Below are 18,539 nucleotides of genomic sequence, written 5' to 3'. Positions count from 1 at the left end.
CCTGCTGGCCGACCGTGACATCATCGTGCGATGGGCGGGCGTACGGAGGTCCGACGGGCACCGCTCGGCGGCGCGCAGCAGTTCGAGTGGTGGAAGCTGCTCACCGGGACCTGCAACAGCATCACCGTCGCGTACCGGCCCGATCCCCCGATCCCGCACGACCGGGCGGTGGCGGTGCTGCGTGGGCTGCTCGTCCGGCACGAGGCGCTGCGAACCGCGTTCCGTCTCGACGGTGCCGGGGTGCCGGTGCAGGTCGTCCACGCCCCCGGTGACCCGGTGGTCCGGCTCTGCGACGAGGATTCCGACGCCGCCCGGGAGGCGTTCCGCCGGTCGCTGACCGAGCCACCGTTCGTCGACGCCGACACCGAGCTGGTCCGCTTCGGTGTGATCCGATCGGGCGATCTCGCGGTGGAGTTGCTGATGGTTGTCAGCCACGCGGTATTCGACGGGCACAGCGAACGGATCGTGCTGGCCGACCTGGCCGCGGCGTGCCGAGCCACGGCCGGCGACCACCGACCCGGCAGTCACCAGCCGGCCGACTCGGCGCTGGACGAGGAGTCCGGCGAGCTGCTGCTGAGCCGCACGACCGCCGAGCGGTTCTGGCGGGAGGAGGTACGCCGGATTCCCGCCCGGCTGTTCGTCCCGCTCCGCCCGGGCGTCTTCCAGCGGTACGGCGCGAGCTACCGCTCCACCGCACTCCCGCCGGCCCTGGTGCTCGCCGCCCGCCGGCACCGGACCAGCCCCGCGGTGGTCTACTCGGCGCTGGTGCACGCGTTGCTGGCGATCATGTCCCGAGCCCCGGCGACCGTCGTGCGCAACCACTTCGTCGGGCGCACCTCCCGGGAGCGTGACGTGGTCGGTTGCTACCACTGCATCCTCCCCACCACGGTCGACGTCTCGGACCGCCCGTCGCTGGGCGCGCTGATCGAACGGCTGCGGCTGCGGACGTTCCAGGTGCAGAGCCGGTACCGGCTGGGACAGCTCGCGCTGCGCGAGATCCTGGCCGCCGAGGAACGCCGGCGTGGCGTCGCCTTCGCGGTCGGGACGACCGTCAACTTCGACCACAGCCCGGAGCTGACCGAGTTGCAGCGACGCGGCGACCGGGAGCTGACCGACCTGCTGACCAGGGCCGGTGAGCTGGAGCTGGCGATGGGCCGCGGTGAGACGACCCCGGACAGGATCGGCTTCGACGCGTACCTGATGTGCACCGTCGAACCCGGTGCGATGTGGATCCTCGCCAGCTTCAACAGCATGGTCTTGGATCCGGGGCACATGCGGGCGCTGGTGACCGGTCCGGAACTGATCCTGCGGGCCTACCTCGACGGCCCCGATCTGACCCTGGACCAGGTGGCGGCCCGGCTCGGCACCGCCATCGGCGATCCGGTGCTGGTGGACCTCGGCCCCGGCGAGGATCCGGGCCCGGCGGACGGCCCCGACGGGGACCTGGCCGCCGCTCCGCCGGCTGCGGGGCGGGCGCTGCGCGCTGCGGTGGCACAGCTCCACGGGCTCGATTCCGTCGACCCGGACCGGTGCTACCTGGAGACCGGCGGCCGGCTGCTGCTGGTGCCGGCGGTCCTCGCCCGGCTCGCTGCGGCGGGCTGGTCCGGACTCGTACCGGACGACTTCGCCCGTCCGGTGCCGCTGACCCGGCTGGCGGTGCGACTGCGCCGGATCCGATGACCGGGTCATCCGGTCGCACCGGGCGTGGACCGGCCCACCGGTCCACCGGTGGACTCCGCGAGCCGGGAGGCCAACTCCCGGAAGTCCCGCGTCTCGAAGAACAGCGAGACGTCGAGTTCGACGCCGAGCCGGGACTCCAGCCGCAGGAACAGATCGGTGGCGGTCGCCGAGTCACCGCCGAACTCGAAGAAGTTGTCCTCCGGGTCCGGGCGTCGGCCGAGCACGTCGGCGCAGGTGGCGAGGATCGTCGCCAGGTGCCGGGACGCCGTCGGTTCACCCACCGGCCGGCTCCGTTCACCCACCGGCCGGCTCCGTTGCGCCGCCGGCGGGCTCGCCGTCCGGTGTTCGGCCGCCCTGCCGCAGCACGTCGGCCAGGCCGCGCGGGGTACGCCACTCGAACAGGTCGACGAAGGTGAGTTCGATGTCGTACCGGCGGTAGAGGCGGGAGATGAGCCGGGCGGCGAGCAGCGAGTCACCGCCAGCGTCGAAGAAGTCGTCGTCCGGCCCGTGTGCCCGGTCGAGCACCCGGCTGAAGATCGCCGCGACCTCGGCGACGAAAGGATCGCCGCCGGTTTCCGGCGTGCCGTACGTGCCTTCGTGTCCCGCCGCCGCGAGCGTCGCGTGGTCAACCTTGCCGTTTGGCAGCAACGGCAGGGCGGCCTGCACCGACCAACGGGTCGGGACCAGGTAACCGGGCAGTCGGTCACGTAGCCACGAGGCCAGCTCCGCCCCGGTCACGGTCATGTCGGCGCGGGGCACGACGGCGGCGGCCAACTGCCGGCCGGTCTCCGCCGAACCGGTCCCGTGCACCGCTGCGGCGACCAGCGCCGGGTGGCCCAGCAGGGCACGTTCCACCGCCTCCGGCTCCACCCGGTGACCACGCACCTTGAGCTGCCGGTCGACCCGGCCGACATAGCCGAGCTGCTCGTCCGGGCCAATCATCACCAGGTCGCCGGTCCGGAACATCCGTTCGCCGCCGGCACCGGGCCCCGGACCGAACCGCTGCGCGGTGGCCGCCGGACGGGCCTGGTAACCGAAGCTGAGCGACGGCCCGCCGACGTACAGCTCGGCGATCCGGGAACCCGGGGCTGCGGGGACCAGGACCTGACGCACGTGGGGCAGTGGCCGGCCGATCGGCACCGGCACGCCGCCGGGCAGCTCACGGCCGACGGCGCCGCCCAACTCGGCCTGGTGGGTGACCAGCACGGTCTCGGTCTGACCGTAGGTGTTGACCAGCCGGACCCGGTCGGGCACCAGCTCGCACCAGGTGCGGACCGGGCCCGCAACCACCTCCTCGCCGCCGATCACGACCAGGCGCAGCGACGGCGGCAACGACCGGCCGGTCAGCCGAAGGAACTCCACCACCTCGTACCAGAAGGAGGTCGGCAGGTCGACCACGGTGACCCCGTTCGCCGCCACCGCCGCGAGCAGCCCGGCCACCGTGCCTTCCGTGGCCCGCCGGTCGATGACCAGGGTCGCCCCGCCGATCAGGCAGGGGTAGATCTCCTCGCCGCTGGTGTCCCAGGTCAGCGCCGCGAAGCTGAGGACCCGGTCGCCGGGCGTGATGCGCCACGCCTCGGTCAGCGCGGTGGCCGCCGTCGCCAGGGCCCGATGTCCGACCCGGACCCCCTTGGCAGGGCCAGCGGAGCCGGAGGTGTGGATGATGTAGGCCAACCTGCTGCCGGACACCTCGGGCAGTGGCTCGGCCAGCGCCACATCGGCTCCCGGGCCAGGGCCCGGGGCGGCTGCGGGAGCCGGCGCGGGCTCGATCGTGCGCACCGGGAGGCCGGCGGTGACGGCCGGGAGGAGCGGTGCGGCGAGCAGGATCCGCCGCAGGCCACACGTCCGAACGATGTCACGGAGGCGCTCTGGCGGATCGGCGGGATCCAGCGGCACATAGGCCGCCCCGGCCCGCAGCACCGCGAGCAGCGAGCCGATTCCGGTGGCCGAGCGCCGTACCGTGACACCGACCGGTTCGCCGGGCCGGACACCGTCCCGAACCAGGGTGCGCGCGATCTCCCCGACGTCCCGCCAGAGATTCCGGTAGTCGGTGACCGTGCCGTCCTCGACCAGCGCGGCGGCGTCCGGGGCTCGGGCCACCACCCGCTCCAGCTGGGCGACGACCGGCGCTGCCCCGACCGCTCCGGGCGCGGGGACGTCCTCGCCTACCGACGCCTGGTTGGTGGGCATCGGACTCCTTCCCGCTCCCTCCGGCCGCCGGACGCGACGGGGTGGTGCGTGGCCACGCCGGCCGGACACCGCGCCCCGTGGTCCGCCGGGACGGACATCGCCCGGTGGTCCGCCGGGGACGGACATCGAAGCCTTTCGACCAGTCCAGAAACTAGCCGTTCACCCGTCAGCCGGTCAATGGCGCCCGGATCGGCGGTGGTCGCCGGTTCGGGCCGCGCTGTCGAGCCGCTCGGCCATCCGCCGCTCGGCGGCGGCGATCAGCCGCAGCAGCTTCGGCACCTGGTGCAGTCCCCTGGCGACCAGATCGGCGGCGGCCGGATCGACCGGCGAACCGGATCGACCGCCGGCGAGCCAGAGCGACGCGGCGACGTCCCACTGCCGGGACAGCGCGCGGACCCCGTCGGCGCACTCGGCCAGCGATGGGAAGCCGAGCGCACCGACCCGGGACAGCCAGAGCGCGTACCCGCGGCGTACCGCGCCGAGGTCGGTGAAGCTGCTCACCGGCAACTCCCTGCGGCTGCCGGGGTCGGATCGGAAGTCCGGCCCGGCCAGCCACTCCGCCAGCCGGTCGGCCACCAGCTCGATCCCGGCCACCCCGCGCAGGCCCGACGGGTCCAGCATCGCCGCGACGTTGCGCCCGATCCGGTCCCGCCAGTTGCGGGCCAGCCAGCCGGCCGCCTCCCCGGCCGCGCCGGGGCACACGGTCACCTCCGCGGTGCGGTACCGCGCCTCGCCCAGGTGCGGCGAGTCGACCCAACGCGTGAACTGGGCCGCCTCGACCCGGCCGGCGAACCGGGACCGGGGAAAACTGTCCAGCACGTCGAAACCAGCGCCGGTGACCGCGGTGACGACCAGGTCGTGCGGTACGTGTGCGCTCCGGTGAAAGGGGGCCGGCTCGTACCCGTACTGGTCGATGGTGACGGCGACGGCCCGCCCGTCGCGCACCCGGTCGCGCAGTTGCTGGTAGAGCTGCGCCAGCCCGGCGGCCCGTCGCTGCGCCAGGCCGATCCCGGTGCCCGCCGGACCGGTGGCCGAGGGCAGCGGATCCCCGCTCCGGAACGACGGCGCGAGCCCGTCGGCGACGCTGCAGTCCACCGGAACCTCGAAGGCCAGCTCGCCGAGGAGCAGGTCTTCGGGGTGCGCGACGCCGGCGAGTCTGAGCAGCGTGCCGAGGGCGGTGTCCCGGCAGTCGCCGTGCTCGAACCCCGGGTCGGCGGCGACCTCGCCAACGTCGGGCGTCCCGGGCGGTTGCCGCATCGGACCTCCTCGCTGTGCCGGGCACCGGCGCGACGCCGTCGAGTGTCCACGCTACTGCCGACAGGGTCGGTGTCGGAGTCTCGGTCGCGCCGAGGACTACCCAACTACTCGCGCTGCCGTCTCGTCGAGCCGCCGAGTTGCAGGGCTGTCCTGTCTCATGTGCCAGTACAACCCGCACCGGAGGGGAAGACGACCGTAGCTAGCGCCGAGAGCGGAGGCGGCGACGAGGGTGACGGCGGCGCCGTCGAGGTCGAGCGGCGGGCAGTCTCCCGAAGGTGTCTCGATCACCTCGGAACCCGAGATACCTCGCGATGGTGGCTTCCGTGTCAACGACCGACCGCGTAAGATCCACGGCTGGAAGAAGGTCTCCGATGTACACCGAACTCGTCGAGGCGAATGCTTCCACCGACTGAACCTGCCAAGCCCTTGAAGGTCCGCATGGCATAGGGGTTGAGAAGACTGGTGAGCCAAGCAAGGATTCCTGGCCCTCGTGACCTTTACCTGCACGTCCTCGCGGTGGTGATCTTCGGATTGCTCACCTGGTCCGGTGTGGCCGGACTGGGCCGGGGAGTGGCCGCTTTGGCCGTGCCCTGGCTGATCATCGGGGCCGTCGGGGCGATCCGGGCGCTGTTGGCCGTCACAGGTCTGCTGTCGCCGCAGACCCCCTGGGCCGTACGACGGTCGGCGCGGGGCGTGATGCTGCTGGCCGCCGTGGTCGCCCTGATGGTCGGGCTCGTGCTCGCGCCGACCGGCATGGACCGGAACTTCGTCATCGCGGTGGACGCCGTTCTCGCTGCCGCGTTGGGAGCGTACGCATTCCTGGGCGAGTCGCCGTCACGCAGCGTTGCCGGCACCTGCTAGGCGCCGACAACCACCGCCCACGGTGGATGTCGGCGGCCAGGCCGCGGCCCCATTCAGCCAGTGCCGCCTCGTTGTCGAGCCTGGCAGAAGAGGCTGACGCGGCCCGTCAGCGACACGGGCGGGCGTTGAGTCGGGCGGCCTGGCGCGTGAGGTGGTCACGTTCGGCGAGGTTGGGGGCCTTTCGGGCTGCTTCGGCGTACAGGCGGGCCGCTTTCGGCAGGTCGCCGTCGCGTTCGTGGAGGTATGCCGCCACGGCGGCGTGGCGGGGCAGTGAGTCGTCCAGCGCCGCGAGCGCGGCCAGGCCGGCGCGTGGTCCGTCGGCCTCGCCGACGGCCACCGCGCGGTTGAGTCGGACGACCGGGCTGTCGGTCAGGCGCGTGAGTTCGTCGTACCACTCGACGATCTGCACCCAGTCGGTCTCCTCGGTGGTGGGCGCGTCGGCGTGCAGTGCCGCGATGGCGGCCTGGGCCTGGAACTCGCCCAGCCGGTCTTGGGTGAGGGCTGCCTGGAGGATCTCGACGGCCTCGGTGATCGACGTGGTGTCCCATCGGCGGCGGTCCTGTTCGGCGAGCGGCACCAGGCTGCCGTCGGGCCCGGTCCGGGTGACGCGCCGGGCGTGGTGCAGCAGCATGAGGGCGAGCAGCCCCGCCACCTCGGGGTGGTCGATCGCGGCGGCGAGCTGCCGGGTGAGCCGGATGGCCTCGGCGGCGAGGTCGACATCGCCGGAGTACCCCTCGTTGAAGACCAGGTAGAGCACGCGCAGCACGGTGGCGACATCGCCGGGCTGGTCGAAGCGCACGCCGGAGACGGTGCGCTTGGCCCGGCTGACGCGCTGCGCCATGGTCGCCTCGGGCACCAGGTATGCCTGGGCGATCTGACGGGTGGTCAGACCGCCGACGGCGCGCAGCGTGAGCGCGACCGCGGACGACGGTGTCAACAACGGGTGGGCGCACAGGAAGTAGAGCTGGAGCGTGTCGTCGACCGCGGGCACGGGCCCGGGCGGCGGCTCCTCGTCGACGAGGTCCTCACGGCGGCGGCGGGCGGCGTCCGCGCGGGTCGCGTCGAGAAACTTGCGCCAGGCCACGGTGACCAGCCAGCCCTTCGGGTTCCGGGGCGGGTCGGCCGGCCAGACGCGGACCGCCTCGACCAGCGCGTCCTGTACGGCGTCCTCGGCCGCCGCGAAGTCGGCTCCGCGGCGGACGAGGATGCCGAGCACCCTCGGCGTGAGGCTCCGGAGCAGGGCCTCGTACATCAGGTCACTCCGTGATGGTGGGCGGCGCGGTCAGGAACGGGCGCAGCTCGAGCCACTCGTGGATCGGCTTCCCGCCCGCCCCAGGAGCGGCCGACAGCTCCCCGGCCAGCTCGACGGCGCGCTCGTAGCTGTCCACGTCGATCACCATCCAGCCGGCGATGAGGTCCTTGGTTTCGGCGAACGGGCCGTCGGTGACCGGCGGACGCCCCTCGCCGTCGTACCGGACGAACGTCCCCTCCGGGGCGAGCGCCTGACCGTCGACGAACTCGCCGGTGGCCTCGAGTCGGGCCGCGAAGTCACCCATGTACCGCACGTGCGCCGAGATCTCCTCCGGCGTCCACCGCTCCATCGGCACGTCATTGACCGCAGCCGGAGCCCCTCGGTAGTGCTTCAGCAGCAGGTACTTCGCCATGATGTTTCTCCTCCGTGCTGGTGTGACCCATTGTGGTCACGTTCCACCGCGGGGACGGAGCCAGGCACCGGTTCTCGACATCGCTGGCCGATTTTTTTGGCTCTCACAGGTCAGCCTGGGTCAGCCGTCTCGTGGTGTGGCTACCGGGCCTGGCTCGTCGGCCTTATTGCCTGCGATTTGCAATAACGCCATCCTGGCGATTAGATCGACGGCGTGACGTTGATCCAGAAGGCGCGCCCCGCGATCGCCGGCTACCTGATCCGCGCGGCGACCGCCGAGGACGTAGCCGCAGGCCAGCGGCGAGTACGCGCGGCGCCCCCTCGCCCGGCCGTCGACCCGGCGAGCCACCTGGCCACCTTCACCCCGGCGATGCCGGCAGGGCAGCGATGACCAGCCCACCCGTGCTGCGCCAAGACCGATCCTGTCCACCGGAGCAGCGGGTCACCCGTGGCGTCCCCGCTCGACCCGGCCGGCCGCGGCTGCTGGCCGAACTGCGCGACATGCCGCCGCTGCTGCGGCTGCTCATCGGCACGCAGCTCGCCTTCAACGTCGGGTTCTTCGCCGTCCTGCCGTATCTGAGCAGCCACCTCGCCGACCAGATCGGCCTCGCCGGCTGGCTGGTCGGGCTCGTCCTCGGGTTGCGCACCTTCAGTCAGCAAGGGCTGTTCGTGATCGGCGGCGCGCTCACCGACCGGCTCGGACCAAGACCGGTCGTGCTCGCCGGCTGCACCCTGCGCATCGCCGGATTCGTCGGCCTCGCCGCTGCCGGCGGGATCTGGTCGGTGCTCGCCTCGGTGCTGCTCATCGGCTTCGCCGCCGCGCTGTTCTCGCCCGCGGTGGAATCCGAGGTGGCTCGCCAGGCCGTCGTCCACGAGAGCGCCGGGCACGCTCCCCGGACCCGGGTGCTGGCGATCTTCTCCGTCGCCGGGCAGATCGGCGCGTTCACCGGGCCGTTGCTCGGCGCACTGCTGCTCCTGGTCGACTTCCGCGTCGCCTGTCTCGGCGGTGCCGCCGTGTTCGTCGCCATCCTCGCCGGACACGCCCGGCTCATGCCGAGCCGACCCGCCGCCGCGGTGTCGTCTACCGCCGCGGACATCGTCGCCGCGCCGGCCGGCACCGGGCGGGTCGCGGCGGGCCGGCGGGCCGGCGGGGGAACCCGGTCAGGGATACGAGCACTCTGCCGCAACCGGAGTTTCCTGTTGCTCGCCCTGGCCTACAGCGGCTACCTGGTCTCCTACAACCAGCTCTACCTGGCCCTGCCCGAGGAGATCGTCCGCGCCAGCGGTTCGGCCACCGCACTGGCCTGGATGTTCGCCCTCTCCTCCCTCCTGGTGATCACGGCCCAACTGCCGGTCACCGGGTGGGTCACCCGCCACCTCGACCTGCGTACCAGCCTCGTCGCCGGTTTGGCGATCATCGCCGCCGGGTTCGCCGTGGTCGCCGCCGCCCGCCCCGTCGAGCTACCCGGACCGGGCGGCCTGCTGCCCGCCACCGGGCTGGTCGTGCTGCTCACCGTGGGCCAGATGCTCGTCGTGCCGGCGGCCCGAGCCCTCCTGCCGGATCTCGCCGGAGCACGCCACCTCGGCCTCCACACCGGCGCCCTGTCCACCATCTCCGGCACGCTGGTCCTGGTCGGCAGCGCCCTGACCGGCCTGCTCCTCGACCGCGCCGACGAACAGCTCGGCGGGACGGTGCCCTGGCTGGTCCTCGCCGCGATCCCGCTGACCGCCGCGCTCGCCGCCGTCCGGCTGCGCCCCTGACCGCTCGCGCGGTGCGCCCCGTATGGGCTGGTCGCTTCGCCGGCTACGCCGACGCGGGGGCCGACCAGCCCATCGCCGCCACCTCGGCCCGCGTCGGTGGGTCCGCGCCCCGGCGAGCGCAGGTCAGTGCCGCGATCCGGGCGGCATGGGCCAGTACCGGTCGCAGGACGTCGGCGTCTGCGGCGCCGAGCGCCCCGCGGTGGCCGGCGCCGAGCAGGCCCCGGTCACCCAGGCCGGTGAGCAGGCCGGCCATGAACGCGTCTCCGGCGCCGACGGTGTCGACCACATCGACCGCGACGCCGTCGACCCGGGCCTCGGCGACGTGCGACCGGGCCCACGCCCCCTGGCCGCCCAACGTGACCGCGACCAGGCGGGCGCCGGCGTCCGTCCACCGGCGGGCCACCTGCTCGTACGAGTCCTCCGGGTACAGCCAGGCGAGATCCTCGACGCTGACCTTGACGATGTCGCTCTGCCGGACGAGCGTCTCGATCCGACGCGCGGTCAGCCGTGGGTCACCCATCAGGGCGGGCCGGCAGTTCGGGTCGTAACTGACCATCGTCGCCGACCGGGCGGCGCGCACCAGCGCCAGCACGTCGTCCGCGCCCGGGGCGAGGACGCTGGCCAGGGAGCCGGTGTGCAGGCAGTCCGGCGCAGCCGTCGGCATCGCGAGGTGCGCGGCGTCAAACGCGCGCCACGTGACCTCGAACGCGTAGCGTGGCTGGCCGTCGCCGTCGAACGTCGTCCGGGCCACGCTGGTGGGTGCCCCGTCGAGCAGCGAGCCCGGCGCCAGCCGTACGCCGTTGTCCCTCAGGTGCGCCCGCAACAGCTCTCCGTGCGGGTCGTCGCCGAGCTGGGTGAGCAGGCCGGTCGACAGGCCGAGCCGGGCCAGCGCCACGGCGACGTTCGCCGGGCTGCCCCCCGGATGGGCGACGGGCCGGCCCGCACCATCCTCGATCAGGTCAACGAGGGTCTCGCCCACCACGATGATCACGAAGGGTGCCCTTCGGGGTGCGGTGGCGTCGGGGGTCCGGCGTCGCCCGACGGGTTCTGCTCGGTCCGCGCGCCGACGGACCCCGGTGTCTCGGCCAGGGTGGTGGCGCCGGTCATGATGGCGACCGCCTCGGGCATGGTGTGGGATCTCGGGGTGATGACGCCCGCGCCCCGGCCCAGCCGCTGGATGTGGATGCGGTCGGCGACCTCGAAGACGTGTGGCATGTTGTGGCTGATGAGGATGACGGGCAGGCCGCGTGACCGGACCTCCTCGATCATGCGGAGGACCTGGTTGGACTCCTTCACGCCGAGGGCCGCCGTCGGTTCGTCCAGGACGATGACCTTGCTGCCGAAGGCGGCGGCGCGGGCCACCGCGACCGCCTGCCGTTGACCACCGGAGAGCGTCTCGACGGCCTGGGACATGTTCTGCAGGGTGCCGATGCCGAGACTGGTGAGGGCCTCGGCCGCCGAGCGTCGCATGCCCTTGTGGTCCAGCATCCGGAAGACCGAGCCCAGCAGGCCGGGCCGGCGGCGTTCCCGGCCGAGGAAGAGGTTGCCGGCGATGTCCAGCGCCGGCGCGACGGCCAGGCTCTGGTAGACGGTCTCGATACCGACGTCGCGGGCGTCCTGGGGCCGCTTGAACTGCACCGGGCGGCCGTCGAGGAGGATCTGCCCGGAGTCGGGGGCCAGCGCCCCGGTGAGGCACTTGATCAGAGTGGACTTGCCGGCGCCGTTGTCGCCGATGATGGCGAGCACCTCGCCGGGGTACAGGTCCAGATCCACGCCGTCGAGCCCGATCACCCTGCCGAAGCTCTTGACCAGGCCGCGGGCGGACAGCACCGGGGTGCGGCTGTCGCGGCCCGGCGTCGACGATGTTGCGGACTGCGCTGTCGTGGCGGTCACGGCTTCACCTTCCTGATCCACTGGTCCATGGCCACGGCGAGGATGACCAGGAGCCCGATCGCCAGCACCCGGTACTGGTCGTCGACGCCCGCCAGCGACAACCCGCTGCGGAAGAATCCGACGATGAGCGCGCCGAGGGCGGTGCCGAGGACGGCGCCACGACCGCCGAACAGGCTCGTGCCGCCGATGACGACGGCGGTGATGCTCTCCAGGTTGGCGTCGGTGATGGCGTTGGGGCTGGCGGCGCCGGCCCGCCCGATGATGATCCACGCGGTGATGCCGTAGATCAGTCCGGCGACGGTGTAGACGCTGAGCAGCACCCGGGTGACCCGGATCCCGGCGAGGCGGGAGGCCTCCGGGTCGTCGCCGACGGCGTACACGTGCCGCCCCCAGGCGGTCTTGGCCAGCGCGAATCCGACGACGAGGTAGAGGATCACCACGAGGACGACACCCCGGGTGATGCGGAACGGGCCCACCGGGAAGGACTCGCCGGTCCAGCTCAACAGGGCCGGCAGGTCGCCGGCCTGAACGCTGCGCCCGGCCGAGTAGAGCAGCCCGAGGGCGGTGAACACGCTCAGGGTGCCCAGCGTGACGATGAACGGCGGCAGTTTGAGCCTCGTCACGAGCAGCCCGTTGAGCGCGCCGGCGGCCGTGCCCACGGCGATGCCCAACGCGACCGCCAGGAGCCCGGGTACGCCCTGCTGGTGGGCGGTCTGGGCGGACACCATCATCGCCAGGATGGCCACCGCGCCGACCGACAGGTCGATGCCGGCGGTGAGGATGATCAGCGTCTGTCCGATCGCGAGCGCGCCCACCACCGCGACCTGCTGCAGGACGAGCGAGAGGGAGTTGGGCGAGGCGAAGCGGGGATTGACCACCGAGAAGACGGCGAAGGCCAGGACGAGGACGAGGAACGGGCTGATCGCGGGGTGGGCGTGCAGCAGGTGCTGGACGCGTTGCAGCGGTGAGCGGGGACGGTGCGCGAACTGCTCCGCGGCGGTGGTGGGCGGATGCACGGTGGCGGTCACGGCGGCTCCCTGCCGGAGGTCGGGGGTGTAAAGGGAAGGGGGTCGACCGGCTCGGGCCTACCGGAGAGTGTCCGCGGAAGGCCCGAGCCGATCGCGGGGATCAGCCCCAGCAGCTCTGCGCGCCGGCGGCGCTGTCGATGCTGTCGACCCCGGGGGCGGGCTTGTCGGTGACCAGGTTGACGCCGGTGTCGAAGAAGTCGAGACCGCTGGTGACCTGCGGCTTCTCGCCACCCCTGGCGATCTTGGCGATGCTCTGGACGCCGAGCTCGGCCATCTTCAGCGGGTACTGCTGGGAGGTGGCACCGATCACGCCGTCCTTGACCTGGCGTACGCCGTCGCAGCCGCCGTCGACGGAGACCACCAGGACGCCCTGGGCCTTGCCCGCCGCCTGCAGGGCCTTGTGCGCGCCGACCGCGGCGGGTTCGTTGATGGTGTAGACGACGTTGATGTTCGGGTTCTTGCTGAGGCAGTTCTCCATCGCGGTCCGGCCGCCGTCCTCGGCGCCGTTGGTGGGTTCGTTGCAGGCGATGGCGTAGCTGCCGCCGGAGTAGTTGCCGGTCTTCGCCTCGTCGCCGTTCTTCTTCTTGTCCGCCGTGTCGATGCCCATCCCGGTCAGGAAGCCCTGGTCCCGGTTGTAGTCGACGGACACGACCTTGTCGTTGAACAGGTCCAGCAGGGCGATGGTGGCGGGCTTGCCGCCGAGTTGGGCGGCGGTCCACTTGCCGATCAGCTCACCGGCCTTGAAGTTGTCGGTGGCGAAGGTGATGTCCACCGTGTCGGCCGGGTCCGGCGGGGTGTCCAGCGCGATCACGTAGAGCCCGGCGTCGCGGGCCTTCTTGATCGCGGCGTTGACGCCGGGGCCGTTCGGGGTGATGAGGATGCCCTTGTCGCCCCGGGCGATGGCGTCCTCGATCGCCTGGACCTGGCTCGCCTCGTCGCCGTCCTCCTTGCCCGCGGACACGGTCAGCTTGACGTTCTCCGCCTGGGCGGCCTTCTTCGCGCCCTCCTGCATGCTGACGAAGAAGGGGTTGGTGGAGTTCTTGGTGATCAGGGAGACGGACACGGCCTTGTCGCCGGACGCGCCCGCTTCGCCGGTGTCGCCGCCGCAGGCGCTGATGACTGTGCTGCCGACGACCGCGATCGCCAACAGCGCCGCGGCGCGGGTACGGCCTACGCGTGGAAACATGCTCACTCCTCTATCGACCGCCGCTGGTGCGGGACGTGTTTGACAACGTTGTCTGAGGAGTCTCGTCCGCGCTCCCGAGGGGTGTCAAGAGGTCTGCTGACGAGCTACATAACGGTGGCGTAACGAGCTTGCAATCTTGACATCGATATCAGAAAAGCGGCAGTATCCGGCGATGCGCCGGGGGCGCGCTGCCCCGGTCGTACGGGGGCCTCGCGGATGAACCTGTCGATGAACCGCCGACGTCGGGCCACGGGCGCCGTGGTGAGGGCCGGCCCGCTCACCGAACGATCGCCGCGCCGGCCGGCGGTAATCTGACAGCCCCGGGGACCTGGCCGGGGGCCCGTACGCGGTGCGCCCGGCGGGTCCGTGAACCCTGAATCCGCAGAGGAGCAGCATGCAGGGCGCCGTTTCACCGGTCGCGCCACGGCAGGCCCGGAGCCGACCGACACTGCGCGATGTCGCGCTCCTCGCGGGGGTGAGCCCGAAGACCGCGTCCCGGGTCATCAACGGCGAGCCGGGGGTGTCCTCCGCCAAGGTGAGCGCGGTGGAGCGGGCCGTCGCACAGCTCAACTACCGGCCCAACTTCACCGCCAGCAGCCTGCGTCGCTCCAGCGGGCGGACCGCGGCCATCGGGGCCGTGCTGGAGGACGTCGGCAACCCGTTCTCCGCCGCGCTGCTCAGGTCGCTGGAGGACGCGGCACGGGACCGCGATGTGCTGATCTTCGCCGGCAGCGTGGACGAGGACGCGGAACGGGAGAGGGCGCTGCTGCGCGCGTTCACGATCCGGCAGGCGGACGCGCTCGTGGTGGTGCCCGCGAGTGACCGCCACGGCCACCTCAGCGACGAGGTCAACGCCGGCACCCCGGTCGTGTTCGTCGACCGGCCACCGGTCGGCCTGCACGTCGACGCCGTCCTGGCCGACAATGTCGAGGGCGCCGCGGCGGCCGTGCACCATCTCGTCGCACACGGGCACCGCGACATCGCGTACCTCGGCGACCTGCGGACGATCGCCACCGCCCGGCTACGGTTCCAGGGCTTCAAGGAGGCGCTCAGCGACCACGGCATCCGGCCGTCCAGCGCCGTGCACGACCTGCACACCATGGCCGAGGCGGAGCATGCCGTGGAGCGGCTGCTGGCTGGTGCGGCACCCCCCACCGCCCTGTTCGTCGCCCAGAACCTGGTCACCATCGGCGTGCTGCGGGCGCTGCAACGACTCGGCCGGCACCACGACGTCGCACTCGTCGGGTTCGACGACTTCCCCCTGGCCGACCTGCTCGAACCGGCGGTGACCGTGATCGCCCAGGACCCGTCGGCCATGGGCCGCGTCGCCGCGTCTCTGATCTTCCGTCGGCTCGACGGCGAGGTGTGGGAGCCCACCACCCACGTGGTGCCGACCCGGCTGATCGCGCGCGGGTCCGGCGAGATACGTGGACCCTGGGCCACCTGATCCGCCTTCGGGTTCCCATCAGGCCACAGCGACCCCGCCGATCGGCGGGGTCGGCGACGCCCTCCCGCCGGTCGACGTATCGCTGACAAGGCACGGCGGCCCGTTGTTCTCGCAAGTCAGACCGCCGGGAGGACGTCGGGACCCGCCCCCTTGGCGAGTTCCCGCTCGCCGGCGAGCAGCGCGGCGATGCGGTCCTCGACGGTGCCCTCGGCGATCAACCGGTGCACCTGCACCCCCGGTCACGCGCTCCGGTCGGCGCAGCAGCCGTCCGCGCAGCCCGAGATCGCGTCGGCGGTGGCGTCGCCCGCCGGGACGGGCGCGCAGTCGTCGCAGTGCTCGCCGCGCCAGGCTGCCAGGCCCTCCCGGACCGCGACCCCGGCGATGACGAGCGCGGCGACCGGGTCCGCCCACGACCATCCCCAGGTGGCGTTGAGGACCAGGCCGACGAGGAGCACCGCGGACAGGTAGGTGCACAGCATGGTCTGGGTCGAGTCGGCCATGACGGTCGCCGAGCCGAGTTCCCGGCCGGTGCGCCGCTTGGCCCAGACGAGCAGCGGCATCACGATCAACGACGCGACAGCCAGGCCGATGCCGACCCGGCTGGACTCGGCGTCCCCGCCCGCCAGCAGCGAGCGCCCGGCGTCGACGGTCACCCAGGCGGCCAGGGCGAAGAAGGAGGCGCCGATCAGGCGCAGTGCCAGCCGCTCCCGATCCTCGGGCACCCGGGCGCGGAACTGCCAGATCAGCACGGCGGCGCTGGACACCTCGACGAAGGAGTCCAGCCCGAAGCCGATCAGGGCCGTGGAGGAGGCCGCCGCGCCGGCGGCGATCGCGACCAGGCCCTCCAGCAGGTTGTAGCCGGCGGTGGCGTACGCCAGCCACAGGCTGCGCCGAGACAGCAACGCGCGGCGCTGCGGGGTCGGGCTCATCCGCCCACCTCCATCGTGGACCCGGCCGGGTGCCCGTAGACCGGGCAGAGGGCGACCGCCTCGCCCGTGGCGGCGAGGACCTGCTCCGCCGAGCGCAGCAGGTCCAGCAACTCCGGCCGGGTGAGGGCGTAGAACGACTGACGACCCTCGACCCGGAAGTCGATTAGCCCGCAGTCACGCAGGCACGCCAGGTGCTTCGACACCGTCGACTGCGCCAGCCCCAACTCACCGGTCAGGTCCACCACCCGTGCCTCGCCGGACGCCAGTCGCCGCAGAATCGCCAGCCGGGCCGGGTCACCGAGGGACCGGAACAGTGCCACGGCCGGAGTCAGGCCCGGATGACAATCAATCGCCATGCGAGGATGATAGCGCTAGGAAGCGATGATGGCGCTAGGAAGCGATGATGGTGGAACCGCTCCCCTGCGCGCGGCGAGCCGCCCCGGCAGAATGGCCCGCGGAGGTGATCGATGTGGACGGCGCCGAGAGCGTGCCCAGGTTGTGTCAGGTGGTGCTGGACTGTGCCGACGCCCGATCCCTGGCGGAGTTCTACCGGTCGCTGCTGAGCCTGGTCTACCGTCCCGGTGACGAGCCGCCGCAGGCGGGTGCCGTGGACGAGCGTGGCCGCGACTGGCTGGTGCTGAGGACTCCGGACGGCGTCCGCCAGTTGGCCTTCCAGCAGGTCGACCGACTCCCGGAGGTGACGTGGCCGCAGGGCCAGGTGCCGCAGCAACTGCACCTGGACCTGACCGTCGCGTCGGTCGAGGAGCTCCGGGTGCAGCACGAACGCGTCCTGCGCCTCGGCGGTCGGCTGCTGCGCGACCGTATCGACGATCCCGATGAGCCGCTCCGGGTGTACGCCGACCCGGCCGGCCATCCGTTCTGCGTCTTCGTCGCCTGATGCGGCGGGCCGCTGCCCGGCGGCCCGCCGCACCCCGATGATTCGACAAGTACCTACTGCGGAGCCCTTGCTGGGCGTCCAGGATCACCGCCGTGCGGGGGCTGCCGGACCGCCGCCGTGCCCTACTGAACGTCAGTGCGCCGCACGCCTGACCCCACACCGAAAGACCGGCAGGCGCCGGCGTCGCCGGAACCCGTACCCGGATGGCGGCCCGACGCCGGAACGGGCGGGTGGCGCGGCCGGTGCGCATGATGGCGACCCGTCCCAGCGCGGGTGATGTTCCGTGTCGCGCGGTCGCTCTATAATGGGGACGGCCGTGGCTACGGTGGGTCACGTTCCCCTCGGCGCGGCCAGTTAGCGGGGCGCGACATGAGCAACGGGCACAGATCCGTATATCGCCGCCGACCGGCCGGCGACGACCGGTCCCCGCCGCCGACGACCGGGTAAGCCGGCCTTGTCCACGGGAAGACCGGCGGACGACCGTCGCGCCGGCATGTCGGGCACCCTCGACGGTGACGCGCTGAACGCGCCGAACGCCATCACGCTCGTCCGGGCCGTCGCCGCGGTCGTCCTCGCCGTGCTGGCGTTGACCCAGGCCAGCGCCGCGCTGCTGATCGCCGCGTACGCCGCCTACTGGCTGGGTGACGTGCTCGACGGGCTGGTCGCCCGGCTGCTACGCCAGGAGACCCGTTTCGGCGCGGTGCTCGACATCGTCGCCGACCGCGCGTCGTGCAGTCTCTGCATCGCCGCGCTGCTGGTGCTGCGTCCCGAACTTGCCCTGCCCTGCGTGGTCTTCCTCGTGCAGTTCCTCGTCCTCGACTGCCACCTGAGCCTGGCGTTCCTGCGCTGGCCGATCCTCAGCCCCAACTACTTCCACCTGGTGCACCGGGGCGTCTACCGGTGGAACTGGTGGCCGCCGGCGAAGGTGGTCAACACCGCGGCCCTCGCCCTGACCGCGCTGATCCCCGGCGCCTACTGGTACGCCGTGGCCGTCGTCACGCTGATCCTGGTGGTCAAGGTGTACTCAGTCGTCGTGGTCCACCGTCTCACCCGCCGGCCGTTGGGCCCACCGTTCGTCGAGCCGCAGCTCCGTGACCCGTCGCTCGTTAGCCCGTGACCGGCCAGCTTCTCGCCACGCTGGGGCTTTCGCTGGCCTCGGCGTTCGTGCCGGCGCTGCCGATCGAGCCGTACGTGGTCGGGGCGGGCGCCCTCGGCAGCGCGGCGCTGCCGGTCGCCCTCACCGCCGCCGTCGGGCAGACCATCGGCAAGGTGCTGATTCTGCTGGCCGCCCGGGGCTCGCTGCACAACCCGGCGCTGCGACGGTGGCTGGACCGCCGCCGGGGCGGCGACGTGGCGACGGGGGAGGAGCGCCTGGCGCGGGGCGGACTGTCGCGACGGCTGGGCCAGTGGACTCGGAGAATCGCGGTCACCGCGCAGCGGCCGGCCCTCACCGTACCGGTGGTGCTGCTCAGTGCCTGCGTCGGACTGCCACCGCTACTGCTGATCACGTTCTGTGTCGCCGCGGCGAAGACGCCGGTGGCCGCGTTCGCCGCGGCCTGCCTGGTGGGCCGGTCGACCCGGTTCGTCGCCCTCGCCATGTTGCCCGCCCTCGTCCAGCCCTGGCTCTGACCGACGCCCCCAGGACGATCCCGTCCGCCCGATTCCCTGACCAGAGAGTTGGTGGTCCAGGAGACGGGCAGATCCCCCGCCAGCTCATGATCAACAGGGCGGGGGCGAGGGGCGAGG

Annotated in this window: 19 protein-coding genes; 8 read left to right on the top strand and 11 right to left on the bottom strand. The window is 72.5% G+C overall.

The window, feature by feature from the left end:
• Nucleotides 1-30 precede the first annotated feature (30 nt).
• Nucleotides 31-1,680 carry a condensation domain-containing protein gene (locus tag E1193_RS05295; protein ID WP_132180804.1) on the top strand — a complete coding sequence of 550 codons (1,650 nt, stop codon included), beginning with the start codon at nt 31-33 and terminating at the stop codon, nt 1,678-1,680.
• A gap of 5 nt (nt 1,681-1,685) precedes the next feature.
• On the opposite strand, the gene E1193_RS05290 is transcribed toward E1193_RS05295, so the two are convergent.
• From E1193_RS05290 to E1193_RS05280, 3 genes are all read right to left on the bottom strand, one after another.
• The gene (locus E1193_RS05290; protein ID WP_165945645.1) at nt 1,686-1,961 is read right to left on the bottom strand and encodes an acyl carrier protein; all 276 of its coding nucleotides are present in this window, start codon (nt 1,959-1,961) and stop codon (nt 1,686-1,688) included.
• 13 nt (nt 1,962-1,974) lie between these two features.
• Nucleotides 1,975-3,870: a non-ribosomal peptide synthetase gene (locus E1193_RS05285; protein WP_132180800.1), complete on the bottom strand. Its 1,896-nt coding sequence runs from the start codon at nt 3,868-3,870 to the stop codon at nt 1,975-1,977.
• A gap of 174 nt (nt 3,871-4,044) precedes the next feature.
• Nucleotides 4,045-5,127 carry a hypothetical protein gene (locus tag E1193_RS05280; RefSeq protein ID WP_132180798.1) on the bottom strand — a complete coding sequence of 361 codons (1,083 nt, stop codon included), beginning with the start codon at nt 5,125-5,127 and terminating at the stop codon, nt 4,045-4,047.
• 462 nt (nt 5,128-5,589) lie between these two features.
• On the opposite strand from E1193_RS05280, the gene E1193_RS05275 reads away from it, so the two are divergent.
• Nucleotides 5,590-5,988, top strand: coding sequence for a hypothetical protein (locus E1193_RS05275; protein ID WP_132180796.1), 399 nt, complete (start codon nt 5,590-5,592; stop codon nt 5,986-5,988).
• A gap of 106 nt (nt 5,989-6,094) precedes the next feature.
• Here the strand turns inward: E1193_RS05275 and E1193_RS05270 are convergent, their stop codons facing one another.
• Together E1193_RS05270 and E1193_RS05265 are read right to left on the bottom strand one after the other, a co-directional pair.
• A complete protein-coding gene (locus E1193_RS05270; RefSeq protein ID WP_132180794.1) occupies nt 6,095-7,240 on the bottom strand; it encodes a DUF6596 domain-containing protein in 1,146 nt (381 codons plus the stop codon).
• Nucleotides 7,241-7,244: 4 nt separating this feature from the next.
• Complete coding sequence (locus E1193_RS05265) at nt 7,245-7,652, bottom strand: YciI family protein (RefSeq protein ID WP_132180792.1); 408 nt, start codon at nt 7,650-7,652, stop codon at nt 7,245-7,247.
• 213 nt (nt 7,653-7,865) lie between these two features.
• Here E1193_RS05265 and E1193_RS31730 point away from each other — a divergent pair, with 213 nt between their 5' ends.
• A complete protein-coding gene (locus E1193_RS31730) occupies nt 7,866-8,042 on the top strand; it encodes a hypothetical protein (RefSeq protein ID WP_165945644.1) in 177 nt (58 codons plus the stop codon).
• Nucleotides 8,039-9,412, top strand: coding sequence for an MFS transporter (locus tag E1193_RS05260; protein WP_132180790.1), 1,374 nt, complete (start codon nt 8,039-8,041; stop codon nt 9,410-9,412). Before E1193_RS31730 ends, E1193_RS05260 begins: the two co-directional genes overlap by 4 nt.
• A 43-nt stretch (nt 9,413-9,455) precedes the next feature.
• Here E1193_RS05260 and E1193_RS05255 read toward each other — a convergent pair whose 3' ends face one another.
• The 4 genes from E1193_RS05255 to E1193_RS05240 all read right to left on the bottom strand — a co-directional run bounded on the left by E1193_RS05255 (nt 9,456) and on the right by E1193_RS05240 (nt 13,519).
• Entirely contained in the window at nt 9,456-10,403 is a 948-nt protein-coding gene (locus E1193_RS05255) for a carbohydrate kinase (RefSeq protein ID WP_132180788.1), read from the bottom strand.
• Complete coding sequence (locus E1193_RS05250) at nt 10,400-11,305, bottom strand: ATP-binding cassette domain-containing protein (protein ID WP_132180786.1); 906 nt, start codon at nt 11,303-11,305, stop codon at nt 10,400-10,402. Before E1193_RS05250 ends, E1193_RS05255 begins: the two co-directional genes overlap by 4 nt.
• Nucleotides 11,302-12,333, bottom strand: coding sequence for an ABC transporter permease (locus E1193_RS05245; protein ID WP_132180784.1), 1,032 nt, complete (start codon nt 12,331-12,333; stop codon nt 11,302-11,304). Before E1193_RS05245 ends, E1193_RS05250 begins: the two co-directional genes overlap by 4 nt.
• Before the next feature lie 100 nt (nt 12,334-12,433).
• Nucleotides 12,434-13,519 carry a substrate-binding domain-containing protein gene (locus tag E1193_RS05240; RefSeq protein WP_132180782.1) on the bottom strand — a complete coding sequence of 362 codons (1,086 nt, stop codon included), beginning with the start codon at nt 13,517-13,519 and terminating at the stop codon, nt 12,434-12,436.
• 394 nt (nt 13,520-13,913) lie between these two features.
• Here E1193_RS05240 and E1193_RS05235 point away from each other — a divergent pair, with 394 nt between their 5' ends.
• The gene (locus E1193_RS05235) at nt 13,914-14,966 is read left to right on the top strand and encodes a LacI family DNA-binding transcriptional regulator (protein ID WP_132180780.1); all 1,053 of its coding nucleotides are present in this window, start codon (nt 13,914-13,916) and stop codon (nt 14,964-14,966) included.
• 239 nt (nt 14,967-15,205) lie between these two features.
• Here the strand turns inward: E1193_RS05235 and E1193_RS05230 are convergent, their stop codons facing one another.
• Together E1193_RS05230 and E1193_RS05225 are read right to left on the bottom strand one after the other, a co-directional pair.
• Complete coding sequence (locus E1193_RS05230; protein WP_132180778.1) at nt 15,206-15,895, bottom strand: cation transporter; 690 nt, start codon at nt 15,893-15,895, stop codon at nt 15,206-15,208.
• On the bottom strand, nt 15,892-16,251 hold the full coding sequence (locus tag E1193_RS05225) for a metalloregulator ArsR/SmtB family transcription factor (protein WP_132180776.1): 360 nt from the start codon (nt 16,249-16,251) through the stop codon (nt 15,892-15,894). Before E1193_RS05225 ends, E1193_RS05230 begins: the two co-directional genes overlap by 4 nt.
• A 47-nt stretch (nt 16,252-16,298) precedes the next feature.
• Here E1193_RS05225 and E1193_RS05220 point away from each other — a divergent pair, with 47 nt between their 5' ends.
• The 3 genes from E1193_RS05220 to E1193_RS05210 all read left to right on the top strand — a co-directional run bounded on the left by E1193_RS05220 (nt 16,299) and on the right by E1193_RS05210 (nt 18,422).
• On the top strand, nt 16,299-16,793 hold the full coding sequence (locus tag E1193_RS05220) for a VOC family protein (RefSeq protein ID WP_165945643.1): 495 nt from the start codon (nt 16,299-16,301) through the stop codon (nt 16,791-16,793).
• 493 nt (nt 16,794-17,286) lie between these two features.
• Nucleotides 17,287-17,910 (top strand): CDP-alcohol phosphatidyltransferase family protein, encoded by a 624-nt coding sequence (locus tag E1193_RS05215; protein WP_132180774.1) that lies wholly within the window; start codon nt 17,287-17,289, stop codon nt 17,908-17,910.
• A complete protein-coding gene (locus E1193_RS05210; RefSeq protein WP_132180772.1) occupies nt 17,907-18,422 on the top strand; it encodes a hypothetical protein in 516 nt (171 codons plus the stop codon). The genes E1193_RS05215 and E1193_RS05210 overlap by 4 nt, the downstream gene beginning before the upstream one ends.
• Nucleotides 18,423-18,539 lie beyond the last annotated feature (117 nt).

The organism is Micromonospora sp. KC606 (assembly GCF_004348675.1).
Classification (GTDB): domain Bacteria; phylum Actinomycetota; class Actinomycetes; order Mycobacteriales; family Micromonosporaceae; genus Micromonospora.
This window is presented reverse-complemented; position numbering and strand designations above follow the sequence as displayed.